At 69.2% G+C, this 16,198-nt stretch carries 17 protein-coding genes; 10 read left to right on the top strand and 7 right to left on the bottom strand.

Going from position 1 to position 16,198, the window contains the following annotated elements; genetic code table 11:
* The first annotated feature begins 20 nt into the window (after positions 1-20).
* From MTAB308_RS09445 to MTAB308_RS09435, 3 genes are read left to right on the top strand one after another with little or no spacing between them, the layout of a single operon-like run.
* A complete protein-coding gene (locus MTAB308_RS09445; protein ID WP_077099222.1) occupies positions 21-872 on the top strand; it encodes a slipin family protein in 852 nt (283 codons plus the stop codon).
* A 1-nt stretch (position 873) separates the two neighbouring features.
* Positions 874-1,356, top strand: a complete 483-nt coding sequence (locus MTAB308_RS09440) for a TspO/MBR family protein (protein ID WP_077099221.1) — start codon at positions 874-876, stop codon at positions 1,354-1,356.
* Positions 1,331-2,752, top strand: a complete 1,422-nt coding sequence (locus MTAB308_RS09435) for a bifunctional lysylphosphatidylglycerol flippase/synthetase MprF (protein WP_077099220.1) — start codon at positions 1,331-1,333, stop codon at positions 2,750-2,752. Before MTAB308_RS09440 ends, MTAB308_RS09435 begins: the two co-directional genes overlap by 26 nt.
* A 1-nt stretch (position 2,753) precedes the next feature.
* Here MTAB308_RS09435 and MTAB308_RS09430 read toward each other — a convergent pair whose 3' ends face one another.
* The 7 genes from MTAB308_RS09430 to acsA all read right to left on the bottom strand — a co-directional run bounded on the left by MTAB308_RS09430 (position 2,754) and on the right by acsA (position 9,638).
* Positions 2,754-3,188, bottom strand: coding sequence for a pyridoxamine 5'-phosphate oxidase family protein (locus MTAB308_RS09430; RefSeq protein ID WP_077099219.1), 435 nt, complete (start codon positions 3,186-3,188; stop codon positions 2,754-2,756).
* 61 nt (positions 3,189-3,249) lie between these two features.
* The gene (locus tag MTAB308_RS09425) at positions 3,250-4,227 is read right to left on the bottom strand and encodes an Acg family FMN-binding oxidoreductase (protein WP_077099218.1); all 978 of its coding nucleotides are present in this window, start codon (positions 4,225-4,227) and stop codon (positions 3,250-3,252) included.
* Between the two features lie 82 nt (positions 4,228-4,309).
* Positions 4,310-4,564, bottom strand: a complete 255-nt coding sequence (locus MTAB308_RS09420; protein WP_066908457.1) for an acyl carrier protein — start codon at positions 4,562-4,564, stop codon at positions 4,310-4,312.
* Between the two features lie 7 nt (positions 4,565-4,571).
* The gene (locus MTAB308_RS09415) at positions 4,572-5,798 is read right to left on the bottom strand and encodes a dihydrolipoamide acetyltransferase family protein (protein WP_077099217.1); all 1,227 of its coding nucleotides are present in this window, start codon (positions 5,796-5,798) and stop codon (positions 4,572-4,574) included.
* Positions 5,795-6,781: an alpha-ketoacid dehydrogenase subunit beta gene (locus MTAB308_RS09410; RefSeq protein ID WP_077099216.1), complete on the bottom strand. Its 987-nt coding sequence runs from the start codon at positions 6,779-6,781 to the stop codon at positions 5,795-5,797. The genes MTAB308_RS09415 and MTAB308_RS09410 overlap by 4 nt, the downstream gene beginning before the upstream one ends.
* A complete protein-coding gene (pdhA, locus tag MTAB308_RS09405; protein ID WP_425436229.1) occupies positions 6,778-7,842 on the bottom strand; it encodes a pyruvate dehydrogenase (acetyl-transferring) E1 component subunit alpha in 1,065 nt (354 codons plus the stop codon). The genes MTAB308_RS09410 and pdhA overlap by 4 nt, the downstream gene beginning before the upstream one ends.
* The gene (gene acsA / locus MTAB308_RS09400; RefSeq protein ID WP_077099215.1) at positions 7,839-9,638 is read right to left on the bottom strand and encodes an acetate--CoA ligase; all 1,800 of its coding nucleotides are present in this window, start codon (positions 9,636-9,638) and stop codon (positions 7,839-7,841) included. The genes pdhA and acsA overlap by 4 nt, the downstream gene beginning before the upstream one ends.
* A 191-nt stretch (positions 9,639-9,829) precedes the next feature.
* Between acsA and MTAB308_RS09395 the strand changes: the two genes are divergently transcribed.
* The 7 genes from MTAB308_RS09395 to MTAB308_RS09365 all read left to right on the top strand — a co-directional run bounded on the left by MTAB308_RS09395 (position 9,830) and on the right by MTAB308_RS09365 (position 16,141).
* Positions 9,830-10,819 carry an Acg family FMN-binding oxidoreductase gene (locus MTAB308_RS09395; RefSeq protein WP_077099214.1) on the top strand — a complete coding sequence of 330 codons (990 nt, stop codon included), beginning with the start codon at positions 9,830-9,832 and terminating at the stop codon, positions 10,817-10,819.
* A complete protein-coding gene (locus MTAB308_RS09390) occupies positions 10,816-11,085 on the top strand; it encodes a DUF1918 domain-containing protein (protein WP_077099213.1) in 270 nt (89 codons plus the stop codon). The genes MTAB308_RS09395 and MTAB308_RS09390 overlap by 4 nt, the downstream gene beginning before the upstream one ends.
* A 31-nt stretch (positions 11,086-11,116) precedes the next feature.
* Positions 11,117-11,329, top strand: coding sequence for a hypothetical protein (locus tag MTAB308_RS09385; RefSeq protein ID WP_425436228.1), 213 nt, complete (start codon positions 11,117-11,119; stop codon positions 11,327-11,329).
* A 79-nt stretch (positions 11,330-11,408) separates the two neighbouring features.
* Positions 11,409-13,448 (top strand): erythromycin esterase family protein, encoded by a 2,040-nt coding sequence (locus tag MTAB308_RS09380; RefSeq protein ID WP_077099211.1) that lies wholly within the window; start codon positions 11,409-11,411, stop codon positions 13,446-13,448.
* A 24-nt stretch (positions 13,449-13,472) separates the two neighbouring features.
* Positions 13,473-14,465 carry a 1-phosphofructokinase family hexose kinase gene (locus tag MTAB308_RS09375; RefSeq protein WP_077100084.1) on the top strand — a complete coding sequence of 331 codons (993 nt, stop codon included), beginning with the start codon at positions 13,473-13,475 and terminating at the stop codon, positions 14,463-14,465.
* A 70-nt stretch (positions 14,466-14,535) separates the two neighbouring features.
* On the top strand, positions 14,536-15,297 hold the full coding sequence (locus MTAB308_RS09370; protein WP_077099210.1) for a universal stress protein: 762 nt from the start codon (positions 14,536-14,538) through the stop codon (positions 15,295-15,297).
* 16 nt (positions 15,298-15,313) lie between these two features.
* Positions 15,314-16,141 carry a universal stress protein gene (locus tag MTAB308_RS09365; protein ID WP_077099209.1) on the top strand — a complete coding sequence of 276 codons (828 nt, stop codon included), beginning with the start codon at positions 15,314-15,316 and terminating at the stop codon, positions 16,139-16,141.
* The last annotated feature ends 57 nt before the right edge of the window (positions 16,142-16,198 follow it).

The raw sequence follows: 16,198 nt of genomic DNA, 5'->3' as shown, positions 1-16,198 counted from the left end.
GCGGCCCTAGCGTTGGTGGCATGAGCCAAAGTGCCATAGCGTGGCTGGTTTCCGGGGCTGTCGTCGCAGCGCTGCTGGCGATCGCCTCGATCAGGGTGGTCCAGCAGTATCAGCGCGGTGTGCATTTTCGGCTCGGCCGGGTCATCGCGGTGCGCGAACCCGGATTGCGGTTCATCATTCCGGTCATCGACCGCCTGTGGCGGATTTCAATGCGCATCGTGACCATGCCGATCCAGTCGCAGGGCATCATCACCCGGGACAACGTGAGCGTCGACATCGCCGCGGTCGCCTACTTCCGGGTCGTCGACGCCCGCAAGGCCGTCGTCGTGATCGAAAACGTCAACGCCGCGATCGACCAAATCGCGCAAACCACGCTGCGCAACGTCGTCGGACAACATTCCCTCGACGAAGTGCTCGCCCAGACGGAGAAGATCAACGGCAGCATCCGCCAGATCCTCGACACGACCACCGTGGAATGGGGCGTCGAGGTCACCCTGGTCGAGCTCAAGGACATCCAGCTTCCGGACAGCATGAAGCGGGCGATGGCCCGAGAGGCCGAAGCCGAGCGCGAGAAGCGGGCCAAAATCATTGCCGCGGAGGGGGAGGCGCGCGCCGCCGCCGCCCTCGGCGACGCGTCCGACACCATGATGCGCCACCCGCTGGCCTTGCAACTGCGCAACCTGCAGACCCTGCTCGAACTTGGGGTGGAGAAGAACACCACCATCGTCTTCCCCGCCCCGCTCATGACCGCGATCGGGGAACTCACGGCCTTCCTGACGCGCGAGTCGGACGCCTCGAGGTCCACCGAGCAACTTGGCGCGCCGTCCGACGACAACCTGATCCACGCCGCGCCGCTTCGCACGGGAGCTTGATGTGCGGGCCCGGACCCTGATCCCCACCGCCGCGGCAGTGGTTCTGAGCGCTGTCGCCGGTGGCTTGGCGAGCCGGCCGGCCGCTTCGCCGTGGTATCGGTCGTTGCGCAAACCGCCGTATCAGCCCCCGCCGCAGGCGTTTCCCATCGTCTGGCCAGTCCTCTATGCGGACATCGCGATCGTGTCGTCAAACGTCCTTGACGAGCTGGAGCGTCGCGGGCGGAAGCCGGAACGGCGCGGATACGTGACCGCCTTGGCGGTAAACCTCGTGCTGAACGCGGGCTGGTCATGGCTGTTCTTCAACCGGCGCCTGTTGGGCACCTCGGCGATCGCGGCGGCGGTGCTCGCCGGCAGCAGCGCCGACTTGGCCAGACGCGCGGTGGCCGTGCAGGGCATGCGCGCCGCGCCGCTGGCGTTGTACCCCCTCTGGTGTGCCTTCGCGACGCTGTTGTCCGGCCATGTCTGGTTTCTCAACCGACGCTGAGCCGCCGCCCCTACTCGGGAAACGCCGCGGTCGCCAACGGGTCCTGGTCAGCGCCGACGTGCCGGCGGCGCGCATCGGCAGCGCCGCGATCCTGCTCTGTGCCCTGGGCTGGTTGGCGCTGCTGGAGGTGCGCGAACAGCTGGGCTTGTATCGGGTCGCCCCCGGCAGGTTCGGGTGGTCGGTGGCGCTGCTCGCCGCCGCGGCCCTGATTGCGCGCGGCATCTTTCTGGGCCGGCCGGTCACCGTCGGGCACGCGGCGATCGCCGCCGCCGGGGTGGGCTTGGGCCTGTCCGCGCACTTCCTTTCGTTCGCCATGTTCGGCAACGTCCTCATCGCGGCCGGCGGGCTCGCGCTCATGTTGCCGACGACGGCCAAACCGCAACCGGAGCTGCTGGAGCGGGTATGGCCTCTCGTCGACGCCACCCATGAGGATGCGTTGGCGCCCTTCGCCATGCACTCCGGCAAGAGCTACCACTTCAACGCCGACGGCTCCGCGGCGATCGCCTACCGCACCCGGCTTGGGTTTGCCGTCGTCAGCGGCGACCCGATCGGTGACGCCAGCCAATTCGGGGGTCTGGTAATCGATTTCGTCCGCATGTGCCGCGGCCGGGGATGGCAGATCATCGTGTTGGCCGCCGGCGAGCGGCACGTGAAGCTATGGGGCAACGACGTGGTCGGGCAGAAGATGCTCGCGGTGCCGATCGGCCGCGACGTCGTCGTCGACGTTCGACACTTCACGATGCGCGGTCGCCGCTTCCGCAACCTGCGCCAGGCGGTGCAGCGCAGCCGCAATTGCGGGGTCACCACGCAGATCGTCGACGAACAAGAACTCGATCCGGTATTGGCCGCCGAGCTGACCGACGTGCTGTACGCCGCACACCGCGCGGCGCGCACCGAACGGGGCTTCTGCATGAACCTCGACGGCGCCCTGCGGGGCCGCTACCCCGGGATCAAGCTGGCCATCGCCCGCGATCGGTGCGGTCGGGTGGTGGCGTTTCACCGATACGCGACCGCCGACGGAGGAGCGGAGGTCAGCCTCGACGCGCCGTTCCGCCGCCCGGACGCCCCCAACGGCGTCGACGAACGGCTCAGCGTTGACATGATCACCGATGCGAAAAGCAAGGGGGCGCTGCGTCTTTCGCTGGCGTTCGCCGCGTTCCCGGAGATCTTCGATGCCGTCGACCCCACGCCGCTGCAGCGGATCGCGTATCGCCTGATCCACCTGCTGGACCCCCTGATCCGCTTGGAGTCCCTGTACCGCTACCTGCGCAAGTTCCACGCCCCGGCCGAGCGGCGCTATGTGGTGCTCTGCGCTCACCACATTCCGGCGGCGCTGCTGGTGTTGTTGTCGCTGGAGTTCCTGCCGCGCCCGCGCCGCCACCGGCTGGTGCGTTGACTCAGGCGCGCTCGCGGCTGCCCAGCAGCGGCGGGCCGAACCGGAACCGGCGGCCGGTGACCAGCTCGGGAATCACCCGCACGTAGTGGGTCTTCTCGGTCGAGGTCCACGGCAGCAGCTGCGCGCGTTCGGCTTCCTCGATCTGCTCGCTGGTGCGCAGCGAGCGCGCCCGGCCCTTGACGATGACGCTCCAGCCCTCCGCGACGTTGTGGTCGTCGACCTCGAACAGCACGCGGTTGTTGATCGCGGTGCTGACCAGCTTGGTGCCCTCCGCGGTACGAAACAGCACGGTGCGGTTCTGGACGGCGTAGTTGACGGGGAAGATCTCGGGCTGGCCGTCCACGCTGGTGACCAATCGTCCCAGCGTGACTCCGCCCATCAGGTCCCAGCATTCGTGCACCGGCAGGATGGTCACCACATCATCGGTCCCGGACATCGGCCACCCTTCTTCGGCGGATCAAAGTTCTTCAACCACTTGACGGTTCGTGCCAGTGTAACTAGCGGATCTGCAGGACGGCGCTCGGCGCGCGCCGGGGGGTGGGCGGGGGAACGGCCTCCATCGGCGGCGCTATGCCGGCCCGGATCAGCACCTGCGGGTGGCCGCCGCCGGCGAGCATGCCGCGCACGATGTCGCGGCTCTCGTCCAGTTCGATCAGGTGGGTCAGCGTGCAGGTCGCCAGGAAGGCCATCGTGCACTCCAGCAACACGTTCGACAACGCTTCGCCGCAACGCAACACGTCTTCCCGGGTGTCCTGCGGGGTGGACAGCACCATGATTTTCGACCAGTCCACCGCGACCTCGGGACGCCGATCCGCGTGGGTTCTGACCGGGAATTCGCGCGCCACGTCCACCCGGCCGCTTTCCTTGTCGGACGGCAGCGCGCGCGGCGGCACGCCCGCGTGCGACGCGAACGGCGAAGTCCACCACTCGAGTTCGGCGTGATAGGACGCGTCGTCGCGACGCAGCGCTTCGGTGAGCTGGGAGGCCTGGGCCAGCCTGGGTCGCGCCTCGTCGGCGAGCACGTCGAGCGTCACGACGCCCTCGTCGAGCGTGCTGCGCACGACCGGCTCGAAGAGGCTCCAATAGGTGGGCTCCCCCATCGGAAGCCGGTCGGTTCGCCGGTGCAGGATCGCGTTGGCGCGGTCGCGCTGCGCGCGGGTGACGTGCTCGACCGGACTGAATTCGATCCTCGCCAGATGGTTCGGGTCGTCGGGGTTGGGAAATCGTTCGGTCTGTGCGCCCCAACCCGCGGCGAGCATGGCGACCCGAACGTGATCGAGCGCGGCGCCACAGCTGAGGATGGCCTCCCGGCCCGAAGGGTCGGTGCCCGGCACCGTGCGGTCGCGGTCGAGGAAAAGTTGCAGCGCCCCGTCCTCGACCACCCACCGCCAGGGCTGGCTGTTGTGCACCGACGGAGCCCGGCACGCGAGCTGCACCGCCCTTTTCAGGGTCTCGGTGTCCGGGGCCGCGGTCATAACATCGAAGGTAGGCGTCATCGGGGTGGGTGGCCAGGGTCGTTCGTCCCGGTCGGCGGGGGCCATTTGGACGCCAAAGGCCCTACGCCGAGGCGTTCTTCTCGACATAGCCGACGACGTCGGCCAACGTCCGCAGCGATGCGTAGTCCGATTCGGGGATATCCACGTGCAACCGGCGGTGGATGCCGCGCAGAAAACTCAGCCAGTCCATCGAATCGAGGTCCACCTGGTCGCGCAGCAGGACGTCGTCGCGGATGTCGTCCGGCTCGACTTCGGGGGCGATGGTGGTCAGCACAGACAGCACCACCGAACGGGTGTCTTCGTTCGTCGTTGTCATGGTGGACTCACTTCTCCAAGAGGTCGGGCTGCTGGAGCAGCTCGTTGATTGCTTTCAGGAACAACGCGCCCCGGTGACCGTCGCTGGCGCGATGGTCGGCGGCGAGCGTGGCTTGCACCGTGGTGACAACCCGGATCCCGCCGTCGATGACGCAGACGCGCTGGGCCGGCTGGCCGAAACCGACGAGCGCCACCTGCGGTGGATAGATGACCCCGAAGACCGCATCGACGCCCTGGTCGCCGAGGTTCGTGACCGTAATGGTCGGATCCGACATCTCGGAACTCCGCAGTGAGAAGGAGCGCGCCCGCGCCACCAGATCCGTGAGATCCTCCATCAACTCGTCGAGCTTCTTCTCCGGGACGTCGTGGATGGCCGGCGCGACGAGACCGCCGCCGCGCAGCGAGATCCCGACCCCGACATGGACCCCGGTGCCGGGCTGGAACCCGTCGTCCCGCCAGAACCCGTTGAACTCGGCGAAGCGCTGCGCGGCGACGCCGACCGCCTTCAACAGCAGGACGGCCGGCAGCACGCGTTCGTCGATGGAGCGTTGCGCGTTGCGGGTGGTCAGCCAGGTGAGCGCGTTCTCCAGCACGATCTCGTCGGCGAGGTAATAGTGCGGGATCTCTCGCTTGGACCGGCTCATCGCCGCCGCGATCGACTTTCGCATCAGCGCCGCGCGGTCGGCCGGCTTGGTCTTGGCCGGGGTCTCGGGGGCCGGTGTCGCGGCGCGTTCCTCGGCGGCCGCGTGCGCGAGGCTGGCGGCCGCGTGCTCCACGTCGCTGATGGTGACGGCGCCCTGCGGACCGGTGCCGCTCACCGCGTCGACGTCGACGTGCAGCGATTGGGCGAGGCGGCGCGCCGCCGGTGAGATCCAGCGGCGATGTTGCGGTGCGCCGGGGGAGGTGACGGCCATGTGTGGCTTGGGCGGCGCCGCCGACGGCGTGGTGACGTCGCTCGTCGGCGGCCGGGGCTTCCCGGCCCGCTTTTCCGCCTTCTCGCCCGGTGCGAGCAGCGTCGCCAAGGGGGCTCCCACTTGGACGGTTGCACCGACCGGAACGAGCAGTTCGCTGACCGTTCCCTCCTGCCAGCATTCGACTTCCACCGCGGCCTTGGTGGTTTCGACGACCGCCACGATCTGGCCGCGGGCGATCTTGTCGCCGGGCTTGACCAGCCACTCGTTGAGCGTGCCCTCGTCCATGTCGGCGCCCAGCGCCGGCATCGTGAACTCGATCATTGCCGTTCACCGAAGAGATTCTGGACGGCGGCGACGATCTGCGCGGTTTGCGGCAGGGCCGCCTGTTCCAGGTGCTTCGCGTACGGCATGGGGACCTCGGCGCTGCACACCCGGGCGATGGGGGCGTCGAGGTCGTAGAACGCGCCCTCCACGACGCGCGCGGTGATCTCCGCGGCCAGACTGCCGCTGCGCCAGGCCTCGTCGACGATGACGAGGCGATGCGTCTTGCGCACGGATTCGAGGATGGTGTCCTCGTCGAGGGGCCGCAGGACGCGCAGATCGATGACCTCGCAGTCGATTCCGGCCAGGGACAACTCGTTGGCGGCGTCCAGCGCCTTCCACAGCGAGCCGCCGTAGGCCGCCACCGTCACATCGGTGCCGCCGCGACGGACGGCCGCCCGGCAGATGTCGGTGGGCCCGAGGGCCTCGGTGTCGGACGAGGTGTTGTAGAGCTGGACGTGTTCGAAGATCACCACGGGGTCCGGATCGGCCAGCGCGGGGCCCAGCATGCCGTAGGCGTCCTCGACGGTGGCCGGGGCCAGCACCTTGATGCCCGGGATGTGGGCGTACCAGGGCTCCAGGCTGTGCGAGTGCTGGGCGGCGAGCTGGCGTCCGGCGCCCGTGGCCATCCGGACGACGAGCGGAACGGAGAACTGCCCGCCCGACATATGGCGAAGGGCCGCAGCGGTATTGACGATCTGGTCGAGCGCCAGCAGGCTGAAGTTCACCGTCATGATTTCGACGATCGGGCGCAATCCGCCCAGCGCGGCGCCTATTCCGATCCCGACGAAACCCAGTTCCGACAGCGGGGTGTCGCGCACCCGCTCGGGACCGAATTCCTCCAGCAGGCCTTTGGACGCCGCGTACGTGCCGCCGTACCGCCCGACGTCCTCTCCCATCAGCACGACGCGCGGGTCGTCGCGCAGCGCATCACGCATCGCGTCGTGGACGGCGGTGCGGTAGGTGGTCTTCGTCGCCTTCATCGCGTCGCCTCCGCTTGCGGGGTGAGGACATCGCGTTCGAGATCCGCTACGTCCTCCCATGTTCCGGCCTCGGCGAATGCCACCGCGGCCTCGATCTCAGCGGCCGCCGAGTCTTCGATATCCCGCACGTCATCCTCCGAGAGCGCGCCGTCGCCGAGGCACTTCTCGGTGAACGATCGGATCGGGTCGCGCTCGCGCCACTTTTCGACCTCGGCCTTGTCCCGGTACAGCTCGGGGTCGAACATCGAATGCGCCCGGAACCGGTAGGTGCGGAACTCGATGAAAAAGGGCCCGCCGGTGTCGCGGACGTGATCGACACCCTGTTGCGCGGCGACGTGGCACGCCTCGGCATCCATCCCGTCGACGGCCATCGTGGGAACGCGGTACGACGCGGCCTTGACGGTGAGGTCGGTCTGCGACTGCGCCCGGTCCAGCGCGGTGCCCATCGCGTAAAGGTTGTTCTCGCAACAGAACAGCACCGGCAGGTTCCACAGTGCGGCCATGTTCAGCGACTCGTGAAACGCGCCCTCGGCCACCGCACCGTCGCCGAAGTAGCAGGCCGTCACCCGCTTCTGCTGCAGCACGGCGTCGGCCAGCGCGATGCCCACGGCGAGCGGCAGGCCGCCGGCGACGATCGCGTTACCGCCATAGAACCGCCTGGACGCGTCGAACAGGTGCATCGATCCGCCACGCCCGCGCGAGCAGCCCTCCTGCTTGCCGAACATCTCGGCCATGATCGAGCTCATCGGGACGCCGCGCAGCAGCGCGTGCGCGTGCTCGCGGTAGGTCGCGACCACCGCGTCGTCGTCGGCCAGCGCGCGCAACGATCCGGCGGCGACGGCCTCCTCGCCGACGTAGAGGTGCAGGAACCCGCGAATCTTGGCCGCGCTGTACAGTTCCGCGCATTTCTCCTCCATGCGGCGCACGCGGACCATGTCCGACAGCAGCTCGTGGGCCAGCTTGACTCCGGCCTCCGGGCGCCGCTCCTTCTCATCGCTTCGTCCCCCTCGCCGCTGCGCGGCTGGGGTTACCCCCACTGCATCGTCGTTGGCGCGGCTCATGACGGCACTCCCTCGGCGCGGTGGTCCGGCTGTCTCTCGATCGTGGAGGTGTCGCCCTCGGGCAGGCCGAGTTCCCTCGCCTTCAGTAGCCGCCGCATGATCTTGCCGCTGCTGGTGTGCGGCAACGCGTCGACGAACTCGATGTCCTTGGGCGCCACGGCGGCACCGAGCCGCTTGCGCGCGTGGCCCAGCAATTCCAGGCGGAGGTCTTCGTCGGCGACCACGCCATTCTTCAGCGTGACAAAGGCTTTGACCATCTCGCCGACCGTCGGGTCGGGGATGCCGATGACTGCGGCCTCGGCGACCGCCGGGTGATCGGTCAGCGCGCTTTCCACCTCGAACGGGCCGATCAGGTGGCCCGCGGACTTGATCACGTCGTCCTTACGCCCGACGAACCAGAAGTAGCCGTCGGCGTCCTTCTTCGCGAGGTCGCCGGTCAGGTAGAGCCCGTTGGCGAAGCTGTTGCGGTACCGCTCCTCGGCGCCCAGGTAGCCGCGGAACATCGACGGCCAGCCCGGCTTGAGCGCGAGCTCTCCCTCGACGTCCGGCTCGTCGACGACCTCCGTGGTGTCGTCGTCGTTGTGGCGCACGATGTAGGCGTCCACCCCGGGCAGGGGCCGGCCCATGGAGCCCGGCTTGATGTCGAACGCAGGCGTGTTGGCGATCATGATGCCGCCGGTTTCGGTCTGCCACCAGTTGTCGTGAATCGGCAAGCCCAGCACCCGCTTTCCCCACCAGACGGCTTCGGGGTTGAGCGGCTCGCCCACGCTCGCGATGAAGCGCAGCCGCGGAAAGCGGTACTGCGCGGGCAGCTCCGGCCCCGCCTTGATCAGCATCCGTATCGCGGTCGGGGCCGTGTACCACACCGACACGCCCTGATCTTGCAGGATCTGATACCAGCGCCGGGCGTCGAACTCGGCCTCGTCGACGATCGAGGTGACCCCGTGTAGCAGCGGGCTGATGATGCCATAGGACGTTCCGGTCACCCAGCCGGGATCGGCTGTGCACCAATAGGTGTCGTCGGGGTGCAGGTCCAGCGCGTACAAACCGGTGACGTAGTGCATCGCCACGGCCCCGTGCACGTGGATCGCGCCCTTGGGTGTGCCGGTGGTGCCGCTGGTGAAGTGCAGCAGCGCCGGGTCGTCGGCGGCGGTGGGCTCGATCGGCGCGTTCTCGTCGGCCGCGTCCAGGCACTCCCAGAAGTTGAGCGTGCCGGGCGGCGCGCCGCCGGCCTTTCCGTCGTCGACGACGACGACGTGCCGCACCGACGGCAGCCGATCACGGATCTTGGCGATCTTGCGCTCGTAGATCGCCCGGGTGGTCACCAGCACATCGGCTTGCCCGATGCTCACCCTGGTGGCGATCGGCTCCGGCCCGAAGGCGGAGAACAACGGGGAAACGACGCTGCCGTTGCGAAGCGCGCCCAGCATCGCGATGTAGAGCTCGGGGGAGCGGTTCATGATCGTGAACACGCGGTTGCCCCGGTGGATCCCGAGCGAGCGCAGCGCGCCCGAGAATCGCCTGACGAGCCGGCCGAGCTCGGAGTAGCTGAGGTCACGCGTGGTGATCGCTCCGTCGGAGCCCGCGTCGGTGACGAACCGCAGCGCCGTGCGGGTCGCGGCCGGGCCCTCGGCGTGCCGGTCCACCGCGGCGTAGGCGATGTTGCACCTGCCGGGTCCCATACCTGCGCACAACGGGGGCACGTCGGACCAGTGAAACTGCGCGCGCGCCTGCTCGTAGTCCGTGAGGTTGGGGCGGACGGAGCAGTCGTGGGGCGTCTTGCGGATGACATCCATGGGGGCCCTTTTCTTCTCGCCTGGGGCATCCCCATCGTTTGCCGGGCCCGGATGCCGCAATAGAGACAAAAGTCATCAATGAGACCGACGAACGCACCGGGGCCCAATGACGTGGCGCAGGGGACCAAGGACCCTGGCGCTCCACGTGCACATGCCCGAGGGTCGACCTGGGACAGGAAGTGAGTGAGCGAATGACCCAAACGATGGTGGACATCGGCGTGATCACCCACGCGGTGGAGCTGGCATGCCGAGCTCCCTCCTTGCACAACATCCAGCCCTGGCGCTGGGTTGCGGGCGACAAGAGCGTCGACCTGTTCGTCGACCCCGATCGCACGGTCACCGCGACCGATCGGTCGGGCCGCGAGGCGATCATCAGCTGCGGCGCGGCACTCGATCACTTTCGGGTCGCGATGGCCGCGGCGGGGTGGGACACCCACGTCGATCCCTTTCCCAACCCGAACAACCTCGACCATCTCGCGTCGGCCGACTTCGCCGCGGTCGACTTCGTGCCGCAGGCGCGGCGGGACCGCGCCGATGCGATACTGCATCGCCGGACCAACCGGTTGCCGTTTGGCGCCCCAAAGCATTGGGGATCGTTCGAACCCGTACTGCGGAGCGCCTTCGACAACAATGCGGTTTTCCTCGACGTGCTGACCGACAACGCGCGACCGCAATTGGCCGACGCGTCGCGGCTCACCGATTCGTTGCGTCGCTACGACGATTCGTACCAGCATGAATTGCTGTGGTGGACATCGCCGTTGCGGGAGGCGGAGGGCATACCCGACAACGCGCTCGTTTCCCAGTCGGACGCCCGACGGGTCGACGTCAACCGCCGGTTTCCCATCGACCCGTCGGACGAGCGCAGCTCCGCGGGCACCTACGACCAGGCGAAGGTCCTCGTGCTGTCCACGCCGCGGGACACCCGCGCCGACGCGTTGAACTGCGGTGCGGCGCTTTCGGCGATCCTGCTGGAGTGCACGATGGCCGGGCTGGCCACCTGCCCCGTCACGCACCTCACGGAGCTGGTGTCCAGTCGCGACATCGTCGCCGATCTCACGGGCCGTCCCGGGGCGGTCCCTCAGGTTCTGGTCCGGGTCGGCATCGAACCCGAGGGCGAGTTGGCTCCCAAGCCCACCGCGCGGCGGCCGTTGACCGACGTGCTGGAGATCCGCCGGCCATGAAGGCCACGGTCGGGGACTGGCTGGTGATCAAGAGCGGCACGGTCGGCCGCCGGGAAGTGCGCGGGCTGATCACCGCGGTGCATTCGCCGGAAGGGGAGCCGCCGTACCGGATTCGCTGGCTTGACACGGATGAACAGGCGACGGTCTATCCGGGCCCGGACGCGATCATCGTCACCGCGGCCGAGCAAAGGGCCGCCGACGAGCGGGCGCGCTCACGGTTTGCCGCGGTGCAGGCGGCCATCACCGACCAGGCCCATGGCCACTGAAATGACCTCTCTGCCAAGCGGTCCGCCGCTCTTGACCGACAGCGACGTCGATGCGCTCGCGTGGCAGTTCTTGCATTCGTCCTATGCCGACGACGACTATGCCGATTGGCCGCTGGATCGGCGCCTGGACGGCTTTCTGCGCCGGGAGGGACTGGTCCGCCTCGTTGAAGACGGCGACACCTACGACCTGATCCTCGACCGCGTTATGGCCTACATCGCCGCTCGGGCCCGGCTTTCCGGCTAGCGAACGCGGCGACGAACGACCCGCGATGCCGGGACTTCCGTCCCTATCGCGGCCACCGGTCGACTGGTCGGATGGGACCATGACCAGAGCAGCTGACGCCACCCGGCGCTCGCCGCGGCGCGTGTTCCGCGACCGCCGCGAGGCCGGCCGGATTTTGGCGAGCCTCCTCGGCGCCTATCGCGACCGGGGGGACGTCATCGTGTTGGGCCTCGCGCGGGGCGGGGTCCCCGTCGCGTGGGAGGTGGCGGCCGCGCTGCACGCACCGCTGGACGCCTTCATCGTGCGCAAGCTCGGCGCCCCGGGCCACGAGGAGTTCGCGGTCGGCGCGCTGGCCAGTGGGGGCCGCGTCGTCGTGAACGACGACGTCGTGCGGGGCCTGCGGATCGCGCCCCAGGAGCTGCGCGCCATCGCCGAGCGCGAAGGTCGCGAGCTCGTCCGCCGCGAGGCCGCCTATCGCGACGGGCGCCCGCCCGTCGACGTGGCCGGCAAAACCGTGATCCTCGTCGACGACGGGTTGGCCACCGGCGCAAGCATGTTCGCGGCGGTGCAGGCGCTGCGGGAGGCCGAGCCCGCGCACATCGTGGTCGCCGTGCCCGCGGCGCCCGAGTCGACCTGCCGGGAACTCGCCGGCCTCGTCGACGACGTGGTGTGCGCGTCGATGCCCACCCCGTTCCTGGCCGTCGGTGAGTCGTTCTGGGATTTTCGCCAGGTCACCGACGACGAGGTTGTCCAGCTGCTGTCCGCCCCGACCACCGGGGCCGCCGTGAGCCTGCCCGCGGCGCGTACGCCGGCCGAGGTGATCCGCGGCGTGGCGATCGATGCGCCGCAGGGTTTGCCGCCGCGCGAAACGCTGGAGGAGCTCGTCGGCGACGCGCGCGTCGTGCTGATCGGCGAAAGCTCCCACGGGACACACGAGTTCTACGAGGCGCGGGCCGCCATCACGAAATGGCTGATCGAGGAGAGGGGCTTTTGCGCCGTCGCGGCGGAGGCGGACTGGCCCGACGCGTATCGGGTCAATCGCTACGTGCGCGGCCTCGGGGACGACAAGAGCGCCGACGAGGCGCTGAGCGGATTTGAGCGTTTCCCGGCGTGGATGTGGCGCAACACCGTCGTCAGCGATTTCGTCGACTGGCTGCGCGCCCACAACCGGTTGCACGCGTCGGACGGGCGGCAGGCGGGCTTTTACGGCCTGGACCTCTATAGCCTGCACCGGTCGATGGGCGAGGTGATCGCCTACCTGGACAGGATCGACCCGCGGGCGGCCGCGCGGGCGCGGGAGCGCTACGGCTGCTTCGACCACGCCTCGGCCGATGACGGTCAGGCGTATGGCTTTTCGGCGGCGTTCGGTGCCGGCCCGTCATGTGAAAAGGAAGCGATCGAGCAGCTGGTCGAGATCCAGCGCAACGCCCTGGCCTATGCGCGCCGGGACGGGCTGCTGGCGGAGGACGAGCTGTTCTACGCCGAGCAGAACGCGCAGACGGTCCGCAACGCGGAGGTGTACTACCGGGCGATGTTCAGCGGGCGCGTCACCTCGTGGAACCTGCGCGACAAGCATATGGCGCAGACCCTGGAGGCGCTGCTGACGCACCTGGATCGCCACAGCGATGCGCCGTCGGCCCGAATCGTGGTGTGGGCGCACAACTCTCACGTCGGGGACGCGCGGGCCACCGAGGTATGGGCGGACGGCCAGCTGACCCTGGGTCAGCTCGCCCGGCAGCGCTATGGCGACGACGCGCGCCTGATCGGGTTCAGCACGTACTCGGGCACGGTGACCGCCGCCAGCGACTGGGGCGGCGTTGCCGAGCGCAAGGTCGTGCGCCCGGCGCTGGGCGGCAGCATCGAGGAACTCTTGCACGAGGCGGGCCGGAGAGACTTCCTGGTGTCGGCGCTCATCAGCCCCGACGCCACCGACCCGCTCAGCGCGGTGCGGTTGGGGCGCGCCATCGGCGTGATCTACCGGCCCGAAACGGAGCGGCAGAGCCACTACTTCCACGTCCGGCCGGCCGACCAGTTCGACGCGATGATCCACATCGACCAGACCCGCGCGCTCGAGCCCCTCGAGGTGACCAGCTCGTGGATCGCCGGTGAAACGCCCGAGACGTATCCCACCGGCCTGTAGCCGCCGCCGACAACCGGAGTGATCATGCCGACGCCAGCACCGCCGCCCGTGAGCCGACCGCAAATCGTCACGTTGACCATGAACCCGGCGCTCGACATCACCACCAGCGTCGATATGGTGCGCCCCACGGACAAATTGCGCTGCGCCGCCACCCGTTACGACCCGGGCGGCGGCGGCATCAACGTCGCGCACGTCGCCTACGTGCTGGGCGGGTCGGTATTGGCGGTTTTCCCCGCGGGCGGCTCGACCGGCGGCCTGATCGCGAAGCTGCTCGGCGACGAGGGGGTGCCATTCTGGCAGGTCCCGATCGCCGCGGCCACCCGGGAGAGCTTCACGGTCAACGAGACCAGCAGCGGCCAGCAATACCGGTTCGTGCTGCCGGGGCCGCAGCTGACCTTGCGCGAACAGGCGCACTGCCTCGAGCAGCTGCGCACGGCGGCGAGGTCGGCCGAGCTCGTGGTGGCCAGCGGCAGCCTGCCGCAGGGCGTCACCGCCGACTTTTACCAGCGGGTCGCCGACATGTGCCGGCAGCTCGACGTCCGCCTGATCCTGGACACCTCCGGCGGCGGCCTGCAGCACGTCTCGTCCGGGGTGTTCCTGCTCAAGTGCAGCGTGCGGGAACTGCGGGAATGCGTCGGGCGTCCGCTGGAGACCGAAGCCGAGCAGCTCGGCGCCGCGCACGAACTCGTCGACAGCGGCCGCGCGGAGGTGGTGCTGGTGTCCCTGGGGCATCACGGCGCGCTCCTCGCGACACGGCATGGCAGCCAGCGCTTCTCGGCGATTCCGATGCCGGGCGGCAGCGGAGTCGGCGCCGGCGACGCGATGGTCGCCGCGATCGCGGTGGGACTCTGTCGCGGCTGGCCGCTGGTCAAAGCCGTCCGGTTGGGCATCGCCGCGGGCGCGGCCATGCTGATGACACCGGGAACGGCGGCCTGCGGCCGGGCGGACGTGGAGAGGCTGTTCGCGGCCACCGCCGAACCTTGCGACATCGCGATTGACGAACGGCTTCCCAGATGAGGCCTAACGACCCCTGTATCGGGAGCGGCGGCGCAATAGCCTGAGTGAAGGAAGGTAGTCAGGAGCCGACATGAACCAGCTGGACGCGAAGTCGGTGGTCGTGGGCATCAACGGCTCACCAGCCGCGGTGAACGCCGCCAAGTGGACCATCGAGGAGGCGCTGAGCCGGCAGCTGCCGTTGCGCCTCGTCTACGTCATCCCGCGCCGCGACGGGCAATCGGCGCCCGCCTCCGAGTGGGAGCTCGAGCGCGCCGAAACGGCGCTGTCCCAAGCGGAGTGCGCCCTGCAACGGGAGAAGAGGCCGGTTGAGATCGAAACGGCCGTCCTCTCAGGGGATCCCGGGCGGGTACTCATCGACGAATCACAGGACGCGGCGCTGATCTGCGTCGGCACCTCGCGGCGGGGCTGGGCGTCCGACGGGTTGCTGGGGCCGACGGCGGCCGCGCTGGTGGCCGACGCGCAATGCCCGGTCGCGATCATCCGCACCAATTCCGACGGGTCGCCGACCGAGCTCGGGGTGATCGCCGTGGTGCTCAACGACGAGCCGGACAACGACGAGGTCGTGCACGAGGCCATGGAGCAGGGCCGCCGCCGCCACGCCACCGTGCGCCAGATCGATCGGCGACTGAACAGCTGGGTCCGGCGCTATCCCGACGTGCACGTGCAGACCGTCGCGGCGGGCACCGGGGCTACCGGTGAGAGGCGCAGTGGCGCAATCGGATTGGCGGTGGTAGGCAGCGCCGACGCCGCCGAGATCGCCGGGTTGGCCACCCCGAACTGCCATCCGATCGTGGGTTACCCCGACTGTTCGGTCCTGGTGGTCCGGCACTAAAGCCCGGGCGACGTCGATGAAGGAGTTGGCGACACCGCGGTCGATCGTGGTCGGTATCGATGGCTCCAAGGCGGGCATACGCGCGGCGCTCTGGGCGGTCGATGAGGCGGTGTGTCGGGACGCGCCCCTGCGCCTGCTGTACGCGGCGCAGCGCGGCGATCTGGAGGGCGCACCGCAAACGTCGATTCGCCACGCCGTCAAGGCAATCGAAGCGGCGGGGAAGCCCGTCAAAATCGAGACCGAGGTCGTCCCCGGGCCGGCGATCGGAGCCCTGATCAGCGCATCTGCCTCCGCGGTCATGCTGTGCGTCGGCGCGGTCGGATTGCGTCACTTCCAGCCGGGCCGGGTCGGCTCCACCGCCGCCGCTTTGGCCATCTCGGCGCGCTGCCCCGTGGCCATCGTTCGAGGCCGCGACGACCACCCGACCGCGGACTCGATCGTCGTCGAGCTGGACGGCTCCCCCGACAACGGTGTGCTGCTGGGCGCCGCCGTCGAGGAGGCCCGGCTGCGCAACGCCGCGATCCGGGCGATCATCTGCCGCCGACCCGCGCCGGAGGACAAGGGCCCGGCCTCTTTCGGGGATGCCGAGGGCGATCGCCGGGCCCTCGCCGACCTCGATCGCCGGCTGGCCCGTTGGAAGCGGCGCTATCCGGAGCTGCGGGTCGAGTCGTTGGCGGTGCACGGTGGCCTGCTGGGATACCTGGCCCTGCGCCGGTCGGTCGGGTTGGTGGTGCTCGGCGCTGGTAACCGTGAGCAGGTGGACGAACTCGTCGGGCCGTCCGGCAGCGCCGTGCTGCGCGACGCCGACTGCTCGGTGTTGGTCGTCAATCAGCAACACTTGTGAGCCCGGGCGGCTGTGAAACTATGGGATATTGAGTCGGTGGTTTCATGACCGTCGCCT

Source organism: Mycobacterium terramassiliense (assembly GCF_900157385.1).
Classification (GTDB): Bacteria; Actinomycetota; Actinomycetes; order Mycobacteriales; family Mycobacteriaceae; genus Mycobacterium; species Mycobacterium terramassiliense.
Note: the sequence above shows the minus strand (reverse complement) of the source record. Positions and strands in the feature narration are given on the sequence as shown.

Bases quoted from the DNA above. Each gene is read 5' to 3' on its own strand.
- MTAB308_RS09445 (WP_077099222.1), top strand. From the start codon at position 21: ATGAGCCAAAGTGCCATAGCGTGGCTGGTTTCCGGGGCTGTCGTCGCA.
- MTAB308_RS09435 (WP_077099220.1), top strand. From the start codon at position 1,331: ATGTCTGGTTTCTCAACCGACGCTGAGCCGCCGCCCCTACTCGGGAAA.
- MTAB308_RS09430 (WP_077099219.1), bottom strand. From the start codon at position 3,188: ATGTCCGGGACCGATGATGTGGTGACCATCCTGCCGGTGCACGAATGC.
- MTAB308_RS09425 (WP_077099218.1), bottom strand. From the start codon at position 4,227: ATGACCGCGGCCCCGGACACCGAGACCCTGAAAAGGGCGGTGCAGCTC.
- MTAB308_RS09420 (WP_066908457.1), bottom strand. From the start codon at position 4,564: ATGACAACGACGAACGAAGACACCCGTTCGGTGGTGCTGTCTGTGCTG.
- MTAB308_RS09415 (WP_077099217.1), bottom strand. From the start codon at position 5,798: ATGATCGAGTTCACGATGCCGGCGCTGGGCGCCGACATGGACGAGGGC.
- MTAB308_RS09410 (WP_077099216.1), bottom strand. From the start codon at position 6,781: ATGAAGGCGACGAAGACCACCTACCGCACCGCCGTCCACGACGCGATG.
- pdhA (WP_425436229.1), bottom strand. From the start codon at position 7,842: ATGAGCCGCGCCAACGACGATGCAGTGGGGGTAACCCCAGCCGCGCAG.
- acsA (WP_077099215.1), bottom strand. From the start codon at position 9,638: ATGGATGTCATCCGCAAGACGCCCCACGACTGCTCCGTCCGCCCCAAC.
- MTAB308_RS09395 (WP_077099214.1), top strand. From the start codon at position 9,830: ATGACCCAAACGATGGTGGACATCGGCGTGATCACCCACGCGGTGGAG.
- MTAB308_RS09390 (WP_077099213.1), top strand. From the start codon at position 10,816: ATGAAGGCCACGGTCGGGGACTGGCTGGTGATCAAGAGCGGCACGGTC.
- MTAB308_RS09380 (WP_077099211.1), top strand. From the start codon at position 11,409: ATGACCAGAGCAGCTGACGCCACCCGGCGCTCGCCGCGGCGCGTGTTC.
- MTAB308_RS09375 (WP_077100084.1), top strand. From the start codon at position 13,473: ATGCCGACGCCAGCACCGCCGCCCGTGAGCCGACCGCAAATCGTCACG.
- MTAB308_RS09370 (WP_077099210.1), top strand. From the start codon at position 14,536: ATGAACCAGCTGGACGCGAAGTCGGTGGTCGTGGGCATCAACGGCTCA.
- MTAB308_RS09365 (WP_077099209.1), top strand. From the start codon at position 15,314: ATGAAGGAGTTGGCGACACCGCGGTCGATCGTGGTCGGTATCGATGGC.